The sequence below is a fragment of the Acinetobacter sp. FDAARGOS_558 genome, assembly GCF_003937785.1.
Taxonomy (GTDB): domain Bacteria; phylum Pseudomonadota; class Gammaproteobacteria; order Pseudomonadales; family Moraxellaceae; genus Acinetobacter; species Acinetobacter baumannii.
Genome location: NZ_RKJH01000001.1, coordinates 4,040,450 through 4,062,496, shown reverse-complemented (window position 1 = coordinate 4,062,496; position 22,047 = coordinate 4,040,450). Strand labels below are relative to the sequence as shown.

Sequence of the window (22,047 nt, the reverse complement as noted above, 5' to 3'; positions counted from 1 at the left end):
TTCATAATGTAACACGCTTACCCTTGCATGTCGGTTTAGGTTTTCCTAGACTTGTTGTACCTTATTTAACTTTATAAAATGAACGGAAGATCCTATGAATTTTAAGCCTTTGGCATATATCCTTCTTGCGACCTCAAGTTTAACAGCGTGTACCATGGCACCTGTAAAAGAACAAAAAATTGAGCCGTTTGTTTTTAAGGAACCAGAGCTTACACCTCCATTTTATGCATTAAACCCATTTAATTATGATGCTCCGCCTGCATTTGAAGTTGCTTTAAAAGAAGCTGCTGCACAGCCTGTAACCAAAATGGTTGTAACTCGTCAGGACGATCCAACCAAAACACTTACATTAGATACGAATAAACTGATTGTACCTACAGTCAACAACTCACAACGTTCAATGAAGTACGCAGTTTTAGCGGGCGATAATGAAATTGATGTAACTGAAATTGATGACTTCTTACAACTTGTTGAAGGTAAAGCGCGTCACTATCCACCTCGTTTTACTGATCGTCAAGAACGTAAAGGCTTTGAAAGCAAACTTAAGGAAGTTACTCAGCGCTTAGATACTTTAGCTGCTAATCCAGATGCTTCATTTGATATTCTTATTCGTGCTTTTAAAGCAAGTGTACTTGCCCGTAACCTTGATTTAGGTACTGCTCATACCACTAAGTCTTTAGAATATGCACAAAGACTTTTAAAAATTAATCCAGATGATGCTGAAGCGAATTTCTGGTTTGGTTTTGGTTTGTCTGAAGGCGGTGGTCAACGTGAGGCTATTCCGTATTTAGATAAAGCTATTAAAGGTAATGTTCAGGAAGCATATTTAGCCGCTGCAAATAACTATATAGCAATGGAACAAAAGAAAAATGCGATTCAGACTTTAAAAAATTACAAGGTTAAATACCCTGATGAAGCTGAAGTAGCAGACCGTTTAATTCAAGAAATTGAAAAACAAGGTCGCTGGAATGTATGGCAAGTTTTAACAAACCCTGCTATGTCTTCTGCTACCCCAAGCGCAGCTACAAAAAAGTAAGCACTTAAACTTTAAAAAAGGGCTGATTTGACAGCCCTTTTTTTATGTTTGATCAATTGAAAAATACTTTAAAATTTGTATGATCAGCATATTACTGATCCACATATTTGACCATAATGTTTGTTAGAAAAAGAAACTCAGCGCTCTTCACGGTCATACTCCTCGGTTCAATCCTGAGTGGATGTCAGGTCGTCAATGTTAAGCAACAAGCTCTCAACGTTACTATTGCAAATGAGCGTAATAGTATTCTTACCCAAGATAAACTAAGTGAAGCAAGTCTTAATGTTTTGTCCATGTCAGGGCAAGAAGCTAAGGCCTGTACAGACTCCCCTGATACTTGTGTTAATCAACTTAAAAATCTGCCCCAAATTTTAGATGAACAGCTGTTATCGGCTGCGAGTGAAATGTATCTCGCAAAAGCAATGGCTTTGTCAGATTCTTCTGAATGTAAAATTAGTCGTTTCACTAAACATAAGCCAACTGAAGAACAAAAAGTTATTCAAAATAAATATGATGAATGCTTAGATCAACAGTTAAGTCTACTCGATAAGAGTATCCGTTATAGCTATGCTTATCTGTTTTCTACAAAACGTCAGCCAACTGATCGTATTTTTGATAATAGACAAGTTCAGATACGCGACTTCTATAATCAAGCGATTGCCAAAATGGTCAGTGTGTATGATTTAAGGTATCCACAAAAAAATGTGGTAGAGCCACAAATCCATATTGGTAAGAGTGTATATTCAATTGATTTTGAGTTTCATAGACAATTATCTGGCCAAAAATTAGAAAAATTAATTTCAAGTTATAACTTAAATTTCTCAGGTTTAAGAACAATCAACCGTCGTGATGGTTTCGGTTCCGAATTTGTGGCTGTCTTCCCAAGTTCAGGCAAAGAAGACATTAATGAATACATTTTAGATCCACTTAATTACAGCTATAAAAATGGTGTAAATCCTAATATTCACCATGCACGTTATTTAGCGGCGACTATTGTTGCAGAGCCTAAACATGCCAAAACCGTTCAAGAAATTATTAATGACCCAGAATTTGTGATTCGGGTCTATGATCCTTATCGAACCGATAATATTAATGTCGCTGGTAAGCAGTATCCTTTAGCTGCAAACTTCTCAGCTCCTTATGGTCTGTGGTTAGCAGAAAACAACCTAGGTGTAGCGGCTTATTTAAGCTTGATTGATCGTGATCAGCACTTAACCATGCCGCATTTATATATGCTTGAACCTTATAATCCAAACAAAAAAATTATTGTGTTGGTACATGGTTTGGCAAGTAGCCCCGAGGCATGGATTGCACTCACTAACGATGTCATGGGCGATACTGTTTTAAGAGATAACTATCAAGTTTGGCAAGTTTTCTACTCGACCAATATGCCAATTCTGGAAAGCCGGTTCCAGATTTATGCCCTTTTGAAACAAGCGTTCGGTTCGTTAAACCCAAGTGATCCTGCCGCGCATGATGCGGTGCTTGTAGGTCATAGTATGGGAGGAATTATTAGCCGTTTACTTGTAAGTGATGCTGATATTACTAAACCTGCCTTGGAGATGATGACGATCCGTCAGCAAAACCGTTTTAAGAAACATCCTATGGTGACTGAACGGCTGCAAATGCATTCAATTAGTAACTTTGATCGTGCAATTTTCTTGGCATCGCCACACCGAGGTACTGATTATGCAGATCGTTGGTTTACCTTGGCAGCACGTAAAATTATCCGCTTACCGGGTGCTTTTTTATCAGCTGTTGCAACTTCGCTCACCACAGAAAATTTAGATATTAAAGATTTCTTGAATAATATTGATAATGGCCTGATTCAAAATGGACCAAGCGACTTAAGCCATCAATCTAAATTTATGGAACTCACTGAGAATATTAATCCACATCAAGGGTTAATCTTCCACTCAATTATGGGCAACATTACCAAAAGTGATGATCCAAATGTGATTACCGATGGTATTGTTCCTTATAAAAGTGCTCACTTAGAAGGTGCTAAATCTGAGAAAGTTCTACCGGGTGGACACTCTATTCAGTTAACACCACAAGCCGTATTAGAACTACGTCGTATTTTACGAGAGCATTTAGTTGAACATGGTTTGTATAAACCATAAAAAATAAAAAGAGCCAAAGGATATCCTTTGGCTCTTTTGTTTTAGGTTAGATTTTACTGTCTAGAACGAATAATGTAATCAAACGCAGAGAGTGATGCTTTAGCGCCTTCACCTGTAGCAATAATGATCTGCTTGTAAGGTACAGTGGTACAGTCACCTGCAGCAAATACACCTTTTACATTGGTTTCGTTGCGGTCATTCACAATGATCTCGCCACGGTTGGTTAACTCAACCTCACTGTCTTTTAAGAAGTCAGTGTTTGGAAGTAAACCAATCTGTACAAAGATCCCTGCAAGCTCTACCACATGCTCTTCATCAGTCGCACGGTCTTTATATTTAAGACCCGTTACTTGTGAACCGTCACCCAATACTTCTGTGCTTAATGCATTCATAATCACAGTGGTGTTTGGCAAGCTATTTAACTTGTTTTGCAAGACTTGGTCAGCACGAAGTTTAGTGTCGAACTCAACCAGAGTTACATGCTCAACAATACCTGCAAGGTCAATCGCCGCTTCAACACCTGAGTTACCGCCCCCAATCACGGCAACACGTTTGCCTTTGAACAATGGACCATCACAGTGTGGACAGTACGCTACACCACGGGTACGGTATTCAGCTTCACCCGGTACATTCATTTCTCTCCAACGTGCACCTGTTGAAAGGATCACAGTTTTCGATTCAAGTTTTGCACCGTTTTCAAGTTCAACTTCAACCAAGCCATTTGCTGTTTGATCTGCACCAGTGATTTTGCTGACACGTTGCAGGTTCATGATATCCACATCGTATTCACGAACATGTGCTTCCATCTCGGCAGCAAACTTAGGACCTTGAGTCTTTTGCACAGAAGTGAAGTTTTCAATGTCCATGGTATCCATGACCTGACCACCAAAGCGTTCAGCCACGATACCTGTGTTAATGCCTTTACGTGCTGCATAGATTGCAGCTGTTGCACCCGCAGGTCCACCACCAATCACCAATACATCAAACGCATCTTTGGCATTGAGTGCTGCTGCGTCTTTTTCAGCTGAATTGGTATCAAGTTTTGCCACAATCTCTTCAAGGGTCATACGACCTTGACCAATGTGTTCATTGTCCTGGAATACCATCGGTACAGCCATGATTTTGCGTTGTTCCACTTCGTCTTGGAAGAATGCACCATCAATCATGGTTGCTGTGGTGTTCGGGTTATAAATGGCAATCAGGTTAAGCGCCTGTACCACGTCCGGACAGTTATGACAGCTTAGCGATACAAACACATCAAAGTTAGCTTTGAGGTTTAAGCCTTTAATCTGATTTAAAACTTCATCCGATACTTTAGGTGCATAGCCAGACACTTGTAACAGAGCCAAGATCAAAGACGTAAACTCATGGCCCATTGGTAAGCCTGCAAAGAACACACGAGGTTGTTCACCTGCTTTAGCCACACCAAAGCTTGGACGACGTGTATTGTTACCGTCAAAACGGGCTGTTACCTTGTCAGAAAGCTCAGCGATTTCAGTTACTAATTCTTTAATTTGAGCAGCTTTATCTGATTCATCTAAAGCAGCAACTAATTCGATTGGACTTTCTAAACGTTCTAGGTAAGCTTTTAATTGAGTTTTAATGTTTTGATCTAACATCTGTTTTTTACTCCAATGCATCCAAATTCTTTCAATAGATGCATAGTACGTTAAAACAATGAATAGGTAAAACAGTATGTTTTTATATATTTGATCGGTTTTTTAGATTTTATAATTTCTTCAATCAAAAAAAGCCAACCTGAGCTCATCCCAGCGCAGGTCGGCAAACTGGTTAAACTAGAGTAAGACCACACCAAATACAGCCCCAGCAATCAAAACATGCAATGGATGAACTTTTTTAATTAAAGATAATAAAGTTGCAATCACCACCATAATGACAAGTAAAGTATTTATTGCCGCTGCCTCAGAAATAATCCATGCACTGGCAAGCACAGTCCCCACAGTGACAGGTTGTAAAGCAAGCTGTAAAACACGGCGCCATTTCTTATCTTTGAATTTTGACCAGCCTCTCATCACAAATACAGTAATAAGAGATGACGGTAAAAATTTAGCAGTAGACGTCACCAATAGACCAGACAACCCTGCTACATGCCACCCTACCAAAGGTACAATCATCATATTTGGACCAGGTGCAGCTTGTGCCATAGCAAACAACGCACTAAATTCTTGCGCCGTCATCCAATGGTGAATATCAACCACTTGGCGTTGCATTTCGGGCAAAATCGTATTCCCACCACCAAATGCAATAAGAGACAACTGAGTAAAAATGATTGCTAAAGTAAGTAGTACGGCACCCATTACACACGTCTCCAAATGATGGCTGAATAAAACGCAAGTAAAATCAGCATAGTCAAAAGTAAAGGAATTTTTAGAAAGGCAATGCTGACAATTGCCACTACCACAACACAGATTGCTAATGGATTACGTAATAAAGGCTTAAGCATTTTCAGACCTGTGGCAACCAGAAGCCCTGCTGCTGCTGCTCCTAAACCTTCAAAAAGGTGTTTAACCATTAAGTTGTCTTGGAACTGCTCATAGACATAATGTAAAAGTACAACAATTACGGTAGGTGCGAAGATTAAACCAATGAGTGAGCTCACTGCTCCACGGACACCGCGAAACTCCATGCCAATCGCAACCGATAAATTAATAATATTGCCGCCCGGTAAAAATTGACACAGACCAAGTAACTCAGTGAATTTTTCAGGGCTTAACCAATGCCTTTGCTCTACAATAACTTTACGGGCTAAAGGCAGCACACCACCAAATCCAATTAAACCTAATGTTAAAAAACCTAAAAATAACTCTGTGCACGTAGGAACAGTATCCTTCTGCACGGCAATCTCAACATGGTTCATTTTCGTTACTTTTCACTTTATCCGACCAAGATAGAATGATACTTTTATGATATATCTACAAATGCTTTTATTTTCATTAACCATACCCTAAAGGTATTCCTATGCTCGATTTATATAAGCTTCATGCCTTTGTAGTGGTGGTTGAAGAAAGAAATATTACTCATGCAGCAAACCGTTTGTTTATTCAACAGCCACCTTTAACGCGTTTACTTAAAAAACTTGAACAAGAACTCGGTACACAGTTACTTATTCGTCAACCGCGCGGGATTGAACCGACAGAAGCAGGTTTAGCATTATTTAAAGAAGCACAACTTTTATTAGAACATGCCCGCCATATTCCTAAATTAGTCCAAGATGTTAGCCAAGGTAAAACTGGACAACTCAATATTGGCTTTACAAGTTCCGCAGGTTTGCATCCGCTCATTTCACTCGTATTACGTTCATATCGAGAAATATACCCTGCTGTGCAAACCAAACTTGAAGAAGCAGGCAGTCAAAAGCAACTGGACTGGTTAATTTCAGAAAAACTTGATATTGCCTTTTTAAGAGCGCCGATTAGCCGAGATATTGGTTTGAAGCATCTTCATATATTAAACGAGCCAATGGTGGTGGCCTTACCTATCGGCCATCCGCTTACACAGAAGAAAAAAATTAGTTTAAGTAACTTGTCAGAGGAAAATTTTGTTTTATACCGTCGCTCTTCAGGGCAAGGCTTATATGACAATATTTTATATAGCTGCTATCAGGCAGGTTTTAGTCCGCGTATTATTCAAGAAGCGCCACGCCCTACTGCGACCCTCAATTTAGTGGCTGCCGGTATTGGAATTAGTATTGTGCCCGCTTCAATGCATAACTTTTGGGACCATGAAATCGTCTATCGCGAGTTTGATGATTCGATAAAACTAAATGCGCCTATTTACTTAATTACACGAGAAAATGAAAACTCAGCTAAAGTGTCAAACTTCATTGAACTCATGCAAAAACTATTACCTACAATGACCTAAGTGTAAAAACTAGGCAATAAAAAATGCCTATATAAAGGCACTTTTTAAAGTCATTTTTAGCAAAAAATAGTTCAAATAAATTTTACGATTTTAAGAGTAATACTTTTTCTTTAACCAAAGCGAAACGGTGACGAGTGAAATTAAAACGGGTACTTCAACCAATGGTCCAATCACTGTGGTAAATGCTACAGGTGATGCTAAACCAAAAGTTGCAATAGCTACAGCTAAAGCCAACTCAAAGTTATTACCTGCCGCGGTAAATGAAATAGCAGTGGTACGTGGGTAGTTATTCCCCATCCGTTTACTCATAAAGAAACTAATAAAGAACATCACTACAAAGTAAATCGTGAGTGGAATCGCAATACGTAATACATCTAAAGGTAAGCTCACCACATCGCCACCTTTTAAACTAAACATCGCCACAATGGTAAAAAGTAAAGCAATTAAACTAATCGGGCTGATCTTTGGTAAAAATTTAGTTTGATACCATTCCAACCCTCTCGACTTGACTAAAATCAAACGCGTCAAGAACCCCATTAAGAATGGAATACCTAAGTACACCAAAACAGCATGTGTGATGGTCCAGAAATTGACGTCAATCACTTGCCCTGCCACACCAAAATATGGCGGCAAGAAAGTTAAGAACAACCATGCATAGGTACTAAAAAATAAAATCTGAAAAATACTGTTAAAGGCGACTAAAGCTGCAACATATTGGTTATCACCACAAGCTAAGCCATTCCAGACCAATACCATTGCAATACAACGTGCCAAGCCTATCAAAATAAGGCCCGTCATATACTCCGGATAGTTATGCAAAAAAACAATCGCAAGGATAAACATTAAAACTGGAGCAATAATCCAGTTTTGTACCAGCGATAAAGTTAAGGTTTTCTTATCCTTAAATACTTCTGGTAAAGCCGCATATTCCACTTTTGCCAATGGCGGATACATCATTAAAACCAAACCGATTGCGATTGGAATATTAACGTTATCTACACTTAATTCATTTAAAGACACAGATGCCTGAGGAAAGAAAACTCCAATCGCTAAACCTAAAGCCATTGCTATAAAAATCCATAACGTCAGGTTTCGATCTAAAAAGGAAAGCCCTTGTTTAGTCATGTTCTACTCGAAGAAAGAATTGATTAATTTTGCTCAATACACACAAATGCTTATGCACTTATGCTAAGAAAATCTAAATTTTAAAGACGGAAATCTAGGAAGATTAATCACAACACGTTGTCGTGATGAAAGGCTGATCTTGTTGTTTTATTCTTGTCCCACTCTCGTCATTTTCTATCACCTTTAAAATATCTAAAGCCCAAACAGGTAAATCAGGATTTAAGCTGTAATAAACCCACTGTCCTTTTCTTTCATCCAGTAATACGCCATGAGTTCGTAACAAAGCTAAGTGTCTAGAAATTTTGGGTTGGCTCAACTCAAGCTGTTCGGTTAGCTCACAGACACAAATATTTTGTTTATTTAGAACTAATTTAAGAATATTTAACCGAGTTTGGTCAGATAGACATTTAAAGAAATCGACTTGGTTGATCATATCTTCAACAAAATATATTCGTTATTGCAAATATACGGATATCCATATATAAATGCAATATCTTAATTTGACAATAAATTTACCATGACTGAGCTAGTGAAGATTTACCATAACCCTGCTTGCGGGACCTCGCGCAATACATTGGCGCTTATTCGTCATGCAGGAATTGAACCTATCATTATTGAATATTTGCAAACACCGCCAAGTAAAGATGAATTGATTCAACTCATTAAGGATTCGAACCTAAGTGTACGTGAAGCAATTCGTAAAAATGTTGAACCCTATAAAGATTTAGAGTTAGAACAAGACCATTGGACCGATGAACAGTTAATTGATTTTATGGTGCAATATCCAATTTTAATTAATCGCCCATTTGTGGTTACACCAAAAGGCACGCGACTTTGCCGCCCTTCTGAGATGGTACTAGACATTTTAGATTCACAAAACTTAGGCTATTTTGCAAAAGAAGATGGTGAAGTGATCATTGATGAACAAGGCCGTCGTTTAAAGTAATTGAAGATAATTATCAATATAAAAAGCTAAATGATATGGCACCATTTAGCTTTTTTGAATAAAACAGCTTAAAAATAGGACTTAATAAAAGGAAGCAGTTGCTCTCCTATTACCATGCCTAATAAACCGACTAATGCAACAAGAGGTGGAGCTGGTGACTTAACATTTAAAACATAATATAAGACACCAACAAGCAACCCTACAGCCAAAGATAACAAGTACATTTTCATCGTACATACCTTAAGGAAACAAGCTATTTAATGAGGCAGGTTCCCATACTGTTTTATTTAAAATGCAAAACACGAGCACCCAAGTGCGCCCCAGAAAGATTTTTTGTCCTTATCATTTACAGGAACATCAAGCATCCAAGCGTGGCTGTGTCCATGCATTCCACAGCTACTAGCACATGCACACAATGCACTTTGTGACTGTAATGATTGATTCGATGGTGCATTACGGTTTTCAGATAAGCGCCACTGACCACCGAAGCGTTTTACTGGCGACCATGTTGGAGATGCTGGCGGTAACGGCGGATCGTCTTGCTTAAACTCTGCCCCTGCGTACACCACTTTTCCACCTAAAACAGTGAGTACAGACTCAATCCACTGGATATCTTCTGCTTCAACTTTAAAGTAGTCATCTGACAGCACAACCAAGTCAGCAAGTTCACCTGCTGTGAGTGAACCCTTAATATCTTTTTCACCTGAGAACCAAGCCGAACCTTTCGTCCAGAGTTTGAGGGCGGTTTGACGATCTAATAGATTTTTTTCATCATACAAAGGTAACCCACCTACTGTTTTACCTGTAGTCAGCCAATACAAACACACCCAAGGGTTATAAGATGCAACACGAGTCGCATCTGTTCCCGCACCCACAGGTACACCGAGTTCTAACATTTTCTTGACTGGTGGCGTTGCTTGGGCAGCTTCGGCACCATAGCGTTTTACGAAAATCTCACCTTGATATGCCATACGATGCTGAATCGCGATACCACCACCCAACGCACCAATACGTTCGATATTACGCTCAGATACAGTTTCGGCATGGTCAATAATAAATCGTGTCGCAAATGGCTGTTTTGAATTGACGCGCTCAAATACATTGAGTAACCGACTAATACTTTCATCATAAGTTGCATGAATACGGAATGGCCATTTCTTTTCAGCCAAGTGTTCTACAATGGCTTCGAGTTCGCCTTCCATTTTTTCTGGTAAATCTGGACGTGGCTCATAGAAATCTTCAAAGTCACCCGCTGACCACGTCAGGTTCTCACCTGCTCCATTCATTCTAAATAATTCATCACCATCACCCGGAAATGTCATTTCTGTCCAACGGCGATAATCATCAAGCTCTTGACCTGCCTTTTGAGCAAATAAGTTGTAAGCAATTCGCACTGTCATTTGATTTTGATTGTGCAATTGCTTAATCACATCATAATCTTCAGGGTAGTTTTGACCTCCACCACCTGCATCAATTGCTGAAGTAATACCTAATCGGTTTAATTCACGCATGAAATGACGAGTTGAATTGACTTGATCTTCAACTGGCAATTTTGGTGCTTTCCCTAAGGTCGAATATAAAATCATAGCCGATGGCGTTGCGAGCAGCAGTCCTGTTGGCTCACCTTTTTCATTTCGTACAATCTTGCCACCCGGCGGGTCTGGTGTGTCTTTGTTAAAGCCTAATACATCAAGGGCAGCTCGGTTCAACATGGCACTAGCGTATAGATGTAAAACGAATACTGGAGTATCTGGCGCAGCTTTATTAATTTCTTCTAAAGTCGGTAAACGCTTTTCAGCAAACTGGAATTCAGTCCAACCGCCTACGACACGAACCCATTGTGGAGCTGGCGTATTATCTGCTTGTTCTTTGAGTAAGCGTAACGCATCGGCAACGGATGGCACACCTTCCCAGCGCAGTTCCATATTGTAATTGAGGCCACCACGAATAATATGCAAATGACTGTCATTTAGACCCGGTATAACGCGACGACCATTTAAGTCTACAACTTTACTTGTTGGAGTTGCGAGTTTCATAACCTCATCAGTTGTACCCGTGCGGACGACTTTACCGTCTGCAATCGCAATTGCTTGTACTTCAGGGTTTTGAGGATCTAGTGTTGTAATTTTACCGTTTTTAAGTATGAGGTTTATGTCGGTCATTCTGAACTCCATTCTTGTGAATTATCGTTCTAAAAAAATAAAGATATATCTGTATTAATATCACTTAAATATTGAATACTAGACATACCTTTATCTAAATCAGTACTGTTTTATTTTGCAGGAACTGGTGCAAGTACTTCATGTTTTGATGTTGTACGCTCAGGTGCCTTATGTACCATCGTATAGGCATAGTCCACACCCATACCGTAAGCACCAGAATGCTCACGTACAATTGCCATAACTGCATCGTATGTATCACGGTGTGCCCAATCACGCTGCCATTCGAGTAATACTTGTTGCCAAGTTACCGGAACAACACCTGCCTGAATCATGCGCTGCATGGCGTAGTCATGTGCTTCTTTCGATGTACCGCCTGAAGCATCTGCGACCATATAAATCTCATAATCCCCTTCAAGTATCGCACCAAAAGCAAAGGTGTTGTTGCACACTTCAGTCCACAAACCTGAAACAATCACTTTTTTACGATTATTTTTTGCAAGCGAATCACGTACTTTTTGGTCATCCCACGAATTCATTGAAGTACGTTCTAGTAATGGAGCATCTGGAAATACATCTAAAAGTTCTGGATAGGTATGACCAGAGAAGCTTTCAGTTTCAACCGTTGTAATGGTGACAGGAATATTGAATGTTTTAGCCGCTTTTGCTAACCCTACAGTATTATTCTTTAATACTTGGCGATCTATTGACTGTACCCCAAAAGCCATTTGCGGCTGATGATCAATAAAAATAACCTGACAATTGGTTGGTGATAGTTGTTCTAAAAGTGATTTATTCACGTCTAAACTCCATTATTCATTATATAAGGCTTTTAAAATTGCCTACTGGTTATTATCAAAACAGATAAAAATGTAAAAACATAGACAGCAAAACAGCTCGAATCTGTATCCTGTATGGATACAATCAAATCAATGATTGCTTTTTAATTTTTATAGTTTAATCATGGATATATATTTTTTAATTTTTAGTTATCCATGGATCGATTAGACTGTATTTCCACTTTTGTAAGTGTCGTAGAACATGGGAATTTTAGTAGCGCAGCTAGAGCACTCGATATTTCTCGTGATTTGGTAGCCAAACGTGTTTGCTACCTTGAAAATGATTTAAAAACAACGCTATTAAATCGAACAACCAGACAAATGAATCTGACCAGTTGTGGGGAAAAATTTTACCAACATTGCAAGGTTATATTGAGTGAATTTGAATGGGCAACTTACGAGATTAGCTATAACCAGCAATATCCTGAAGGCGAACTCAAGCTCAATACGCCCATGTCTTTTAGCAACATTTTCCTTCAACATATCATTTCAGACTTTATTGAGAAATATCCCAGTATTAAAATTGATTTGTTTATGACAGATCAGCTATTAGATGTGAATCAACACAAATTTGATCTGACCATACGCTTAGATGGATCTGCGCCAAGTTTGGCAAATAGTAAAATTTTAAATACCTATCAACGTTATTTATATGCAACACCTGAATATTTCAATCAACATGGATTACCTACTTCTTTAGAAGAACTTAAAGAACATAAGTTTCTAATTTACTATCAAGATAGCCGACATAAAAAATTGATTTTTCAAAAAGATCAGAAAGAAGTGTCTTTTAATTGTTTCCCTGTGATGACGTGTAATAATGGTGAACTATTATTGGATATGTGTTTAAAAGATCACGGTATTGTTTTTCTTCCAGAGTTTATTGCAGAGCCTTATTACAAAGAAGGTAAGTTACAGAAATGTTTGGAAGATTATACCAGTCAGCCACTTCACTTATATGTCACATGGCCAAATCGTAAGATTTTATCGAAGAAAGTAAAACTATTTATTGATTTTTTAACACATCAAATCATTCCCATAAAATAACCAATCTGGGCCTTTTCCACAGGAATTGGCCCAGATTTTTAATTAGTTTGAGTTGTTTCAATTCTCTTATTTTTAAATAAATTTAATAAATTTTGCTCGGCAGATACTGCACTGTTTTCTTCAATAAATGTGGTTGCGTAGTGTTCTAAATGTTCTTCCATCAATTGCGTTGCTCGTTTTTCATCGCCTTGTTCAATGGCATCTAAAATTGCACGGTGTTCATCTGCCGAACAATTATTATGTTTTGGAATTTCATATAAGCCAATTAATAACGAAGTCCTCGCAATAAGTGTCTGCAAATAACTGGTCATGATCGAATTTTGATTAGCTTCAATCAGCTTTAAATGAAATTGCCCTGATAGCTTAATCCACTCGGCCCAATTTCCAGCTAAACGCTCATCCGACTCTTGTTCTACCAAAGTCCGAAGCTCACTAAAATCTAGGTGATGAGACTTTTGTGCTAGTTTTTTTACAGTGGCGATTTCCAGCATGCTGCGTGCTTCAAAGACTTCTTTTGTTTCATTTGCACTATGTTTTGCGATGAGTGCCCCACGATTGGGCTGAATTTCGATGACCTTATCATGTGCAAGTTTGACGAAAACACGTCTTAACACTCCTCGCGTTACACCAAATGCTTCACATAAGGGTGCTTCAACTAAACGTGCGCCAGGGGCAAGTTGTCGATTTAAAATAGCATCTACAATAGCGTTATATATATGGTCATCAATCTCATCATTGCTCATTTCTACGGCTTTTTTTGGTGCATTCGATGACATTGATTTCTCCATTTTTATTAATGTCTCCTCTTTTTAGAACTTCATCTATTTTGAATAGTGTAAGTTTAACTTAAGCGTTTGGAAATATTTCTCTCATTTTCACACTATCTATGCTGAGCTGAACAATTCAATATTAAATCTCTAAATATCCACTTATACACCTAAATTTATTTGCTTTTTATAAAAATTAGGCACGTCTCAGTTTATAAATCTCTCTCTTTATATTCCAAAATTGTATCAAGCTAAATCACTCATCAATACACCATCTCAAGTTTGGCATAACTTTTGCTCAATAAATTGTGCACAATCTAAATATAACATTGTGCACAATTTTAATTTCATTCTTTTAGTCAGTATTTCAAGCTGCTGAAGAACGTGCCCGCCCAACATAGGGAAGTGAGTGTTCAAGATGAATAATACCGAAGCGATAATTAAACCTTCTTATGATGCAAAACTAACAAATCAAGACTTAGCTCCTTTAAAAAAGCAAACTTGGGGCGCTTATAATATTTTTGCCTTCTGGATGTCTGATGTTCATAGCGTCGGTGGTTATGTCATGGCTGGAAGCCTTTTTGCACTAGGACTCAACAGCTGGCAGGTACTTCTATCTTTACTGATCGGCATTGCAATTGTTCAGTTTTTTACAAATCTAATTGCCAAGTCTAGCCAACAAACAGGCACGCCCTATCCTGTGATTTGTCGTGCCACTTTCGGTGTGCTTGGTGCAAATATCCCTGCCGTTATCCGTGGTCTTATTGCTGTCGCATGGTATGGCATTCAAACTTATTTGGCCTCCAGTGCCTTTTTATTGGTCATTTTAAAGTTCTTTCCAGAATGGTCAGTCTATGCTGATGTTTCAACTTACGGCTTTCTTGGGCTTTCCTATTTAGGATGGGTTGGCTTCATGCTGCTTTGGCTACTGCAAGCGACTGTTTTCTGGTCTGGCATGGACAGTATTCGTAAGTTCATTGACTGGGCAGGCCCAGCTGTCTACATCGTAATGTTTGCGATGGCAGTATGGCTCATCTGGAAAGCTGGCTGGCAAAATATTGATTTAAACTTGAGCGGTGTTCAATATGACGGCTTTGCGGTTGTACTTGTCATGATTGGTGCTATTGCGCTTGTTGTCTCATATTTTTCAGGGCCTATGCTGAATTTTGGTGACTTCTCTCGTTATGGTAAAAGTTTTAACGCGATTAAAATGGGCAACTTTCTTGGCTTACCGATTAACTTCTTAGGCTTTTCTTTACTTACTGTGGTGTGTATTGCTGCAACGCTTCCAGTGTATGGAAAACTTATTACAGACCCAGTCGAGATGGTCGGTAAACTTGATAATACTTTTGTGGTGATTTTAGGTAGTTTAACCTTAATGATTGCCACTATCGGGATTAATATTGTCGCTAACTTTGTTTCACCTGCCTTTGATTTTTCCAACGTTTCACCGAGCAAAATTAGCTGGCGCATGGGTGGAATGATTGCAGCAGTAGGTTCAATTTTCATTACCCCATGGAATTTATTTAATAACCCTCAAGTGATCCATTACACCATTGATATTTTAGGTGCATTTATCGGTCCACTTTTTGGTGTATTGCTCGCCGATTTTTACCTCGTTAAAAAACAAAAGATCGTGGTAGATGATTTATATACTTTAGATAGCAAGGGTTTGTATTGGTACAAAAATGGTTATAACCACTCTGCCTTTTATGCCTTAATTCCAGCTTCATTAATTCCTATTCTCTGCGTACTTTTACCACAACTGTCTGGGCTGGCTAATTTCACATGGTTTATCGGTATGGGATTCGGTTTTGTCATTTACCGATTTCTTAACCAACCGCTTACCCATGCTAAATCGGCAATGACTAAGGTAAAAGCACAATGAAAATTAAAATTATTAATCCCAATACCACCCAAAGTATGACTGACAAAATTGCTGCATCAGCAAAGATAGCCGCAAATTCTGGTACTCAAATTATTGCCGTGAGTCCTCAAATGGGCCCCGCAACGATTGAAAGTTATTATGATGAAGCCCTAAGTGCCATAGGTGTGCTAGAGGAAATCCGCCAAGGTGAACTTCTAGATGCAGATGCTTATGTTATTGCCTGTTTTGGTGATCCTGCGCTTTATGCTGCCCGTGAAATGACGTCAGCACCTGTGATTGGGATTGCCGAAGCAGCTATGCGAACTGCAAGTTATGTAAGTACTGGTTTTAGTGTGGTCACAACCTTACAACGCACAGTGAATATGAGCTGGCATCTGGCTCATCGCTACGGGGCTACGCCATTTTGCAAAAATGTTCGAGCTTGTGACATTGCAGTTGAAGAGTTGGAGCTTTCTGACTCAGACGCTTATCAGACCATACGAGATGAGTGCAAAAAAGCGCTCGCAGAAGATAAAAGCGATGCGATTGTTTTAGGCTGTGCAGGTATGAGTGATTTATGTCTAAAGCTACAAAGCGAGTTAGGTGTAATCGTTATTGACGGCGTTGCAGCAGCCGTTAAACAAGCTGAAATTTTAGTCCAGTTAAATTTAAAAACCAGCAAAATTGGTGATTGGGCCTCACCTCCCGTGAAAAATTACACAGGCATATTGTCAGGTTTTGGAATGCGCTAAAGAGTTACTGTTTCAATTCCAGCTCAAAACTCAGAGTTGGAATTGAAACAAAGAATAATTAAAGGAATTAAGCCTCTGCTAACTCTGGCTGTTGTTCTTCTTTATAAAATGGCACATCGCCATTAATAGTTGCGCGGTGCATAATTCGATGGGCGTCGCCATAATCAAATAATGCTTTATGTTGTGTGCAACGGTTATCCCAAATCGCGACGTCACCGTCTTGCCATTTCCAGCGTAAATGAAATTGCTCTTGGGTCGCATGTTCAAACAAGAAATTAAGTAATTGCTCACTTTCTTGCTCGGGTAACTCATTAATGTGTGTGGTAAAACCCTCGCTTACAAATAACAAAGGCTCACCTGTAACCGGATGAGTACGTACCACTGGGTGAACTACTGGCGGGTTACGCTTAAAGGTTTGTAAAAGTTTTTCACGCTCTTCTTCGTTATGAGCAAAACGCTCAAGTGGAAAAGACTTACGAATATCGTGCGTTGCAGTTAAGCCACGCAATTTTTGCTGCAACTCAAGCGGAAGCCCTTTAAAAGCTGCTGTGTTGCTCGACCATAATGTATCGCCGCCTACAGGTGGAATTTTAATGGCTTGCAACACACAACCTAAAGGTGGAGTTTTACTAAAAGTCACATCTGTGTGCCAAAGTTCATTGTCACGCAAATCTTGTTTCCAACTGTCGAGCACCATCACCTCAGGTACATCTTCAATTGAAGGATAAATCGGGTGCACATGTAAGGTGCCAAAACTACGGGCCAAGTCTGCTTGTGCTTGTGGTGCTAATTGTTGCTTTCGAAAAAAAATGACCTGATGATCAAGCAAAGCCTGCTGGATTTGTTGCGTTGTCTGTTCATTTAACGCATTCAAATCAATATCGTGAATAATTGCGCCAATGGTAGGCTTGATCACTTCTATATTTAAGTTTGCTACTACTGTATTCATCTTCTTTACTACAACTGCTGACCATACCAAGGAGAAAACTGTTTTTGTAACCAACGTAAAAACAGCTCAAAACTAACTGCGACAATCGCAATCACAATAATGCCCAGAATCACCGTATCGGTAATTAAGAACTGTGCTGCCGATTGCACCATAAAACCAATACCACGGTCCGCTGCAACCAACTCAGCTGCAACTAATGTTGACCAGCCCACCCCAAGACCAATACGAATACCGGTAATAATATGAGGCAAAGCCGTTGGTAAAATGACATGCCAAAAGACTTGTGACTGACTTGCCCCTAATGACAATGCCGCACGTTCACGATTTAGCTGATGGCTTAAAACACCATGTGCACTACTAATGATGACAGGCGCCAAAATCGAGAAGAAAATCAAAAGTACTTTTGTGGTTTCGCCAATACCGAACCAAATTACAAGTAACGGCAAATACGCTAACGGCGGAATTGGACGTAATAATTCAACTAAAGGATCTAGAACAGCGCGAACCCATTTGTTCAGGCCCATCCATAAGCCCAATGGTACGCCAATCACCACGGCAGCAATCAAAGCCAAAAACACACGCGAGATACTAGCGGCCAAGTGTTGCCACAAAGTAGCCTTCATAAAGCCTTCTTGGCTGACCGATATAAATTTTTGCCAGACTGCCTGCGGACTCGGTAAAAACAGTTCAGGTACAACATGCAAAGCACTAATGAGGAACCAGAGTGCAACTACACTTCCCACACTGATTATGCTGACCGCCAAAGTACGATGCTTCTCAAAAAATGATGATAGAAATGAAGCATTTTCTGTTTGCACATTTAACTCAGGTTTAAGCTCTGCTTTGTCATATTCATAGACGTTATCTTTAGTGTTCATGTAGGTAACGCCTCCTTACCGCTTTGTTTTTGTGCCCTTAAACTTTCAAATAGCTGTTCTCTGAGCTGAATAAATTGGGGGTCCGATTTAATTGAGCGAATAGACTCACCCTGACGGTACCGTTGGGCAAAATCGAGATGTAGAGTTTCTACAATCTTGCCTGGATGCGCTGTCATTAGTACCAGCTGATTGCTGAGTAATAATGCTTCTTCAATGTCATGAGTAATCAAAAAAGAAGCTTTTATTTTGTTGAATCCATAAATCGAGCACTAACTGCTGCATGTTTTCACGCGTAAAAGCATCTAATGCGGCAAAAGGTTCATCTAATAAAATAAACGGCGCGTGACTGATCAAAGCTCTGGCAATACCAACACGTTGTTTCATACCACCAGAAAGTTCCCAAATATTGGCTTTTTCAACGTGACTTAAACCCACAATTTTTAAAATTGCACTCACTTGTTTCTCAATCTCTGCACGCTTTAAACCTTTTAACTGCAAAGCGAAGCCAACATTATCTGCAACATTCAACCAAGGAAGTAAGGCGTGATCTTGAAATACAACAGCACGAGTTACATCTGGTCCAGTTACGACTTCATGATTTACAAGCACATCACCAGAACTCGGCTTTTGAAACCCTGCCAAGATATTAAGCAAAGTTGTTTTGCCGCAACCCGACTCACCTAAAATCACGGTTAAAGAACCTTCTTCAATGGTTAGGTTAATGTCTTGTAAAACTGGCTTTTGCTGTTTAGGAAAAGTCAGATGAATATGTTTGGCTTCAAGTACACTCATGACAACTCCTTAAGGCTGCAAAAATGAAGAATTCACATTGCCTTTATAATCGGCTTTAAGTTGATCGACTTTGCCCTGACCTTTTAAGAATTTCGCTGTATCAAAAATATTTTGCGCAAATTCACCATCTAATGTTTGTTTTTGCTGAGCGTGGTCAAGGTAAATATTTCCACTTAATAAAAGCGGGATATCTTTTGCATCAGAACCTGTGAGCTGCGCAATTTTTTGCACGTTATCAGCATCTTTAACGTAAGCGGCTGGGTCTTGGTTATATTTTTCGAGTTGCTCAAGTGTGGTTTGGACAAAAGCTTTCAAAAAGTCAGGATTTTTCTCTGCAAAGTCTTTACGTACAACCCATAAGTCATAAGTTGGAGCACCCCATTCACCGACTTGTTTTGAGTCGGTTAAAACCGTACCAGATGCTTTGGCTTTACTTAAAGCAGGTTCCCAAACATAGGCAGCATCAATATCACCACGTTCCCAAGCAGCTGAAATTTCAGGTGGACGCAAGTTAATAATTTTTACTTTGTCTTCTGGAATGTTCCAATGTTTAAGTGCAGACAAAAGGCTGTAATGGGTTGTCGAAACAAACGGTACAGCAATGGTTTTGCCAATTAAATCTTGAGGAGTTTTAATGCCTGATTTATTACTCACCACGAGTGCTTCAGATGCACCAAGTTTTGAAGTAATTAAGAATACTTCAATCGGTAAATTACGGCTTGCCGCGGCAGCAAGTGGGCTTGAACCAATATTACCAAGTACGACATCACCTGAAGCCAGAGCATTGACAACATCTGAACCCGCATCAAATTTTTTCCATTGAATAGTACGTTGACTATGTTTTTCATAGTCTCCATTCGCCTGTGCAACTTTGCTTGGGTCAACCCCAGTTTGATAAGCAATCACGACAGGTTTATTGTCACGAACTGAAGCACTTGTATTATTGTCTTTTTTATTTTGCCATACGATAAATGCAACAATTGCGACTATAACAATTGCGGTGATAATCAACGGTTTGGTCTTCGTGCTCATAATTTCATGATCTTTCAATAATATAAGCTCATGGTATGCAGCTGGCCTTATAATGAAAAATAAAAAAATATGAGTTGCTTATCTGGTTTTTATAAATAACTTTTCTTCATAAGTTTTTATCTTTTGGTAAAAAGCAAATTTCAAGCAAACTTACAGATTAGTGGTAAAATTAAATTACTTATATATCAATAATTAAAAACGATATTCCCAAATCATATGATTAGAAGACCCTGTCATCCCCCTTTTAATTATTTTATCCTACTCATATTTCATCATTTTTATTTTTGTCTCTATACCCAGATTTTTGCATCTAATTAATTTTCGAGATTTTTTATAACGGTCAGATTTTTATTATCTTTTTATCTTAAAACTTCTGCAAATATTGAGATTTGGACAAATCTTTTTCTGGTTTATACATGACGCAAATTTAATTTTTATTTTTAAGAGGAGAAAAATTCTTTTGTTTAAACATTCTCAAATTTTGAAAAAAACATTAATTACAACGTCTTTAATTACATTCAGCCTCTCAAGTCATGCAGCGCTTACCTTTGGCAATGCTGAAGAAGGTCAACTTAAAGTAAGCGGTACTGTTCGAGCCAAATATATTTATGATTTTGACTCTGAACCGTCTACCAGTAAATTTTCCTTTAATGACGCCGTATTATGGCTGGACTATAATTCCCCAAAATGGATTGGCCGTCTAGATTATCGGGTTTATGAATATTACGGGCATTTAGGCGATGCCAACTGGCTCACCGATGCATGGTTGGGTTATAAAATTAATGACAACAGTAAAATTATTGCTGGCTTAAACCCCGTTCCTTTTGGCTTGGGCCGCTTTTGGGGAAATACTTATTATTTAGGCATTGCCAATAGTGCTGGTTGGGAAGATGTACACAACCTTGGGGTAAAATATGATTTCAATGATGGAATCAATGAAGCACAACTCGCCTTTTATCCTACCGATGGTGGCACCTATAGAGGTAAAAGCAAAGGCACTGTTGCAAATAGAGATTTGAGTCGATGATGTTCCCTTTAAAAAGTACTTAGAGACCGAAAACCCTGTTGATTAGACACACTTCACCCTGAGGCTGACCATAATAAAATGACGATGCTTGTCCTTTACGTAGTGCACGCATGACTTCAATACCTTTAATTGTGGCATAAGCCGTCTTCATAGATTTGAATCCTAATGTGGCCCTGATGATCCGCTTTAGCTTGCCATGATCACATTCAATCACGTTATTTTTATACTTAATCTGCCTGTGCTCAAGGTCTGGTGGACATTTACCTTCCCGTTTTAACCGTGATAAAGCACGTCCATATGTGGGTGCTTTATCCGTGTTGATCACTTGTGGAATTTGCCACTTCTTCACATTATTTAAAATTTTTCCAAGAAAACAATATGCTGATTTGGTATTACGTCTAGAAGAAAGATAAAAATCAATGGTATCGCCACGTTGATCGACTGCACGATACAGATAAGACCATCGTCCATTCACTTTTACATAGGTTTCATCAATATGCCACGAGCTCAGATCTGTAGGATTACGCCAATACCAGCGTAAACGTTTTTCTATTTCAGGAGCATAACGTTGAACCCAACGGTAAATAGTCGTGTGATCAACATTCACACCCCGTTCGGCCAGCATTTCCTGCAGTTCACGATAGCTAATGCCATATTTACAATACCAGCGCACAGCCCAAAGAATGATTTCGCCCTGAAAATGCCGACCATGGAAAGGATTCATATGCTGCACCTTTAGCTAAAACAGTCTTCAGCTTACCATTCGTGGTTATTTGCAACAGTGCCCTGGCGAATGGATCTCTAGCCGACAGTTGCCCCACCGGCC

General features: G+C 39.1%; 20 protein-coding genes and 2 pseudogenes. 8 read left to right on the top strand and 14 right to left on the bottom strand.

Annotated elements, in window-relative coordinates; all coding sequences use genetic code 11:
- Positions 1–94: 94 nt before the first annotated feature.
- On the top strand, positions 95–1,036 hold the full coding sequence (locus tag EGT34_RS19605) for an ABUW_2363 family tetratricopeptide repeat lipoprotein (protein WP_001009738.1): 942 nt from the start codon (positions 95–97) through the stop codon (positions 1,034–1,036).
- A gap of 116 nt (positions 1,037–1,152) precedes the next feature.
- Entirely contained in the window at positions 1,153–3,159 is a 2,007-nt protein-coding gene (locus EGT34_RS19600) for an esterase/lipase family protein (protein ID WP_000498044.1), read from the top strand.
- 53 nt (positions 3,160–3,212) lie between these two features.
- On the opposite strand, the gene ahpF is transcribed toward EGT34_RS19600, so the two are convergent.
- From ahpF to EGT34_RS19585, 3 genes are all read right to left on the bottom strand, one after another.
- Positions 3,213–4,778 carry an alkyl hydroperoxide reductase subunit F gene (ahpF, locus tag EGT34_RS19595; RefSeq protein WP_038405974.1) on the bottom strand — a complete coding sequence of 522 codons (1,566 nt, stop codon included), beginning with the start codon at positions 4,776–4,778 and terminating at the stop codon, positions 3,213–3,215.
- Positions 4,779–4,955: 177 nt separating this feature from the next.
- Positions 4,956–5,477 carry a chromate transporter gene (locus EGT34_RS19590; protein WP_000501458.1) on the bottom strand — a complete coding sequence of 174 codons (522 nt, stop codon included), beginning with the start codon at positions 5,475–5,477 and terminating at the stop codon, positions 4,956–4,958.
- Positions 5,477–6,037, bottom strand: coding sequence for a chromate transporter (locus EGT34_RS19585; protein WP_001017025.1), 561 nt, complete (start codon positions 6,035–6,037; stop codon positions 5,477–5,479). The genes EGT34_RS19590 and EGT34_RS19585 overlap by 1 nt, the downstream gene beginning before the upstream one ends.
- A 101-nt stretch (positions 6,038–6,138) precedes the next feature.
- Here EGT34_RS19585 and EGT34_RS19580 point away from each other — a divergent pair, with 101 nt between their 5' ends.
- Complete coding sequence (locus EGT34_RS19580; RefSeq protein WP_024437511.1) at positions 6,139–7,041, top strand: LysR family transcriptional regulator; 903 nt, start codon at positions 6,139–6,141, stop codon at positions 7,039–7,041.
- 90 nt (positions 7,042–7,131) lie between these two features.
- Here EGT34_RS19580 and arsB read toward each other — a convergent pair whose 3' ends face one another.
- Both arsB and EGT34_RS19570 read right to left on the bottom strand, forming a co-directional pair.
- Positions 7,132–8,166, bottom strand: a complete 1,035-nt coding sequence (arsB, locus tag EGT34_RS19575; RefSeq protein ID WP_024437512.1) for an ACR3 family arsenite efflux transporter — start codon at positions 8,164–8,166, stop codon at positions 7,132–7,134.
- A gap of 103 nt (positions 8,167–8,269) precedes the next feature.
- Positions 8,270–8,599, bottom strand: a complete 330-nt coding sequence (locus EGT34_RS19570; protein WP_000610149.1) for an ArsR/SmtB family transcription factor — start codon at positions 8,597–8,599, stop codon at positions 8,270–8,272.
- An 84-nt stretch (positions 8,600–8,683) separates the two neighbouring features.
- Here EGT34_RS19570 and arsC point away from each other — a divergent pair, with 84 nt between their 5' ends.
- The gene (gene arsC / locus EGT34_RS19565; protein WP_000138006.1) at positions 8,684–9,112 is read left to right on the top strand and encodes an arsenate reductase (glutaredoxin); all 429 of its coding nucleotides are present in this window, start codon (positions 8,684–8,686) and stop codon (positions 9,110–9,112) included.
- Positions 9,113–9,180: 68 nt separating this feature from the next.
- Here arsC and EGT34_RS19560 read toward each other — a convergent pair whose 3' ends face one another.
- The 3 genes from EGT34_RS19560 to EGT34_RS19550 all read right to left on the bottom strand — a co-directional run bounded on the left by EGT34_RS19560 (position 9,181) and on the right by EGT34_RS19550 (position 12,071).
- A complete protein-coding gene (locus EGT34_RS19560; protein WP_000784879.1) occupies positions 9,181–9,342 on the bottom strand; it encodes a DUF1427 family protein in 162 nt (53 codons plus the stop codon).
- Positions 9,343–9,399: 57 nt separating this feature from the next.
- The gene (locus EGT34_RS19555; RefSeq protein WP_000129811.1) at positions 9,400–11,274 is read right to left on the bottom strand and encodes an amidohydrolase; all 1,875 of its coding nucleotides are present in this window, start codon (positions 11,272–11,274) and stop codon (positions 9,400–9,402) included.
- Positions 11,275–11,384: 110 nt separating this feature from the next.
- Entirely contained in the window at positions 11,385–12,071 is a 687-nt protein-coding gene (locus EGT34_RS19550) for a hydrolase (RefSeq protein ID WP_001043286.1), read from the bottom strand.
- A 195-nt stretch (positions 12,072–12,266) separates the two neighbouring features.
- Between EGT34_RS19550 and EGT34_RS19545 the strand changes: the two genes are divergently transcribed.
- Positions 12,267–13,157 (top strand): LysR family transcriptional regulator, encoded by an 891-nt coding sequence (locus tag EGT34_RS19545; RefSeq protein ID WP_000375416.1) that lies wholly within the window; start codon positions 12,267–12,269, stop codon positions 13,155–13,157.
- A 38-nt stretch (positions 13,158–13,195) separates the two neighbouring features.
- On the opposite strand, the gene EGT34_RS19540 is transcribed toward EGT34_RS19545, so the two are convergent.
- A complete protein-coding gene (locus tag EGT34_RS19540; protein WP_161631897.1) occupies positions 13,196–13,945 on the bottom strand; it encodes a GntR family transcriptional regulator in 750 nt (249 codons plus the stop codon).
- A 397-nt stretch (positions 13,946–14,342) separates the two neighbouring features.
- On the opposite strand from EGT34_RS19540, the gene EGT34_RS19535 reads away from it, so the two are divergent.
- Complete coding sequence (locus EGT34_RS19535; RefSeq protein WP_001066263.1) at positions 14,343–15,812, top strand: NCS1 family nucleobase:cation symporter-1; 1,470 nt, start codon at positions 14,343–14,345, stop codon at positions 15,810–15,812.
- The gene (locus EGT34_RS19530; RefSeq protein ID WP_000694023.1) at positions 15,809–16,543 is read left to right on the top strand and encodes an aspartate/glutamate racemase family protein; all 735 of its coding nucleotides are present in this window, start codon (positions 15,809–15,811) and stop codon (positions 16,541–16,543) included. The genes EGT34_RS19535 and EGT34_RS19530 overlap by 4 nt, the downstream gene beginning before the upstream one ends.
- Before the next feature lie 67 nt (positions 16,544–16,610).
- Here the strand turns inward: EGT34_RS19530 and tauD are convergent, their stop codons facing one another.
- The 4 genes and pseudogenes from tauD to tauA form a co-directional block, all read right to left on the bottom strand.
- Positions 16,611–17,492: a taurine dioxygenase gene (gene tauD, locus EGT34_RS19525; RefSeq protein WP_001099243.1), complete on the bottom strand. Its 882-nt coding sequence runs from the start codon at positions 17,490–17,492 to the stop codon at positions 16,611–16,613.
- An 8-nt stretch (positions 17,493–17,500) separates the two neighbouring features.
- On the bottom strand, positions 17,501–18,370 hold the full coding sequence (gene tauC / locus EGT34_RS19520) for a taurine ABC transporter permease TauC (RefSeq protein WP_001092654.1): 870 nt from the start codon (positions 18,368–18,370) through the stop codon (positions 17,501–17,503).
- Positions 18,367–19,162 (bottom strand): annotated as a pseudogene (locus EGT34_RS19515) (taurine ABC transporter ATP-binding protein). The gene tauC and the pseudogene EGT34_RS19515 overlap by 4 nt, the downstream one beginning before the upstream one ends.
- 9 nt (positions 19,163–19,171) lie before the next feature.
- Positions 19,172–20,212, bottom strand: coding sequence for a taurine ABC transporter substrate-binding protein (tauA, locus tag EGT34_RS19510; protein ID WP_000651495.1), 1,041 nt, complete (start codon positions 20,210–20,212; stop codon positions 19,172–19,174).
- Positions 20,213–20,654: 442 nt separating this feature from the next.
- Here tauA and EGT34_RS19505 point away from each other — a divergent pair.
- Positions 20,655–21,188, top strand: a pseudogene (locus tag EGT34_RS19505) (hypothetical protein); the annotation flags it as partial.
- 52 nt (positions 21,189–21,240) lie between these two features.
- Here the strand turns inward: EGT34_RS19505 and EGT34_RS19500 are convergent.
- A complete protein-coding gene (locus EGT34_RS19500; protein WP_001067784.1) occupies positions 21,241–21,945 on the bottom strand; it encodes an IS6-like element IS1006 family transposase in 705 nt (234 codons plus the stop codon).
- Between the last annotated feature and the right edge of the window lie 102 nt (positions 21,946–22,047).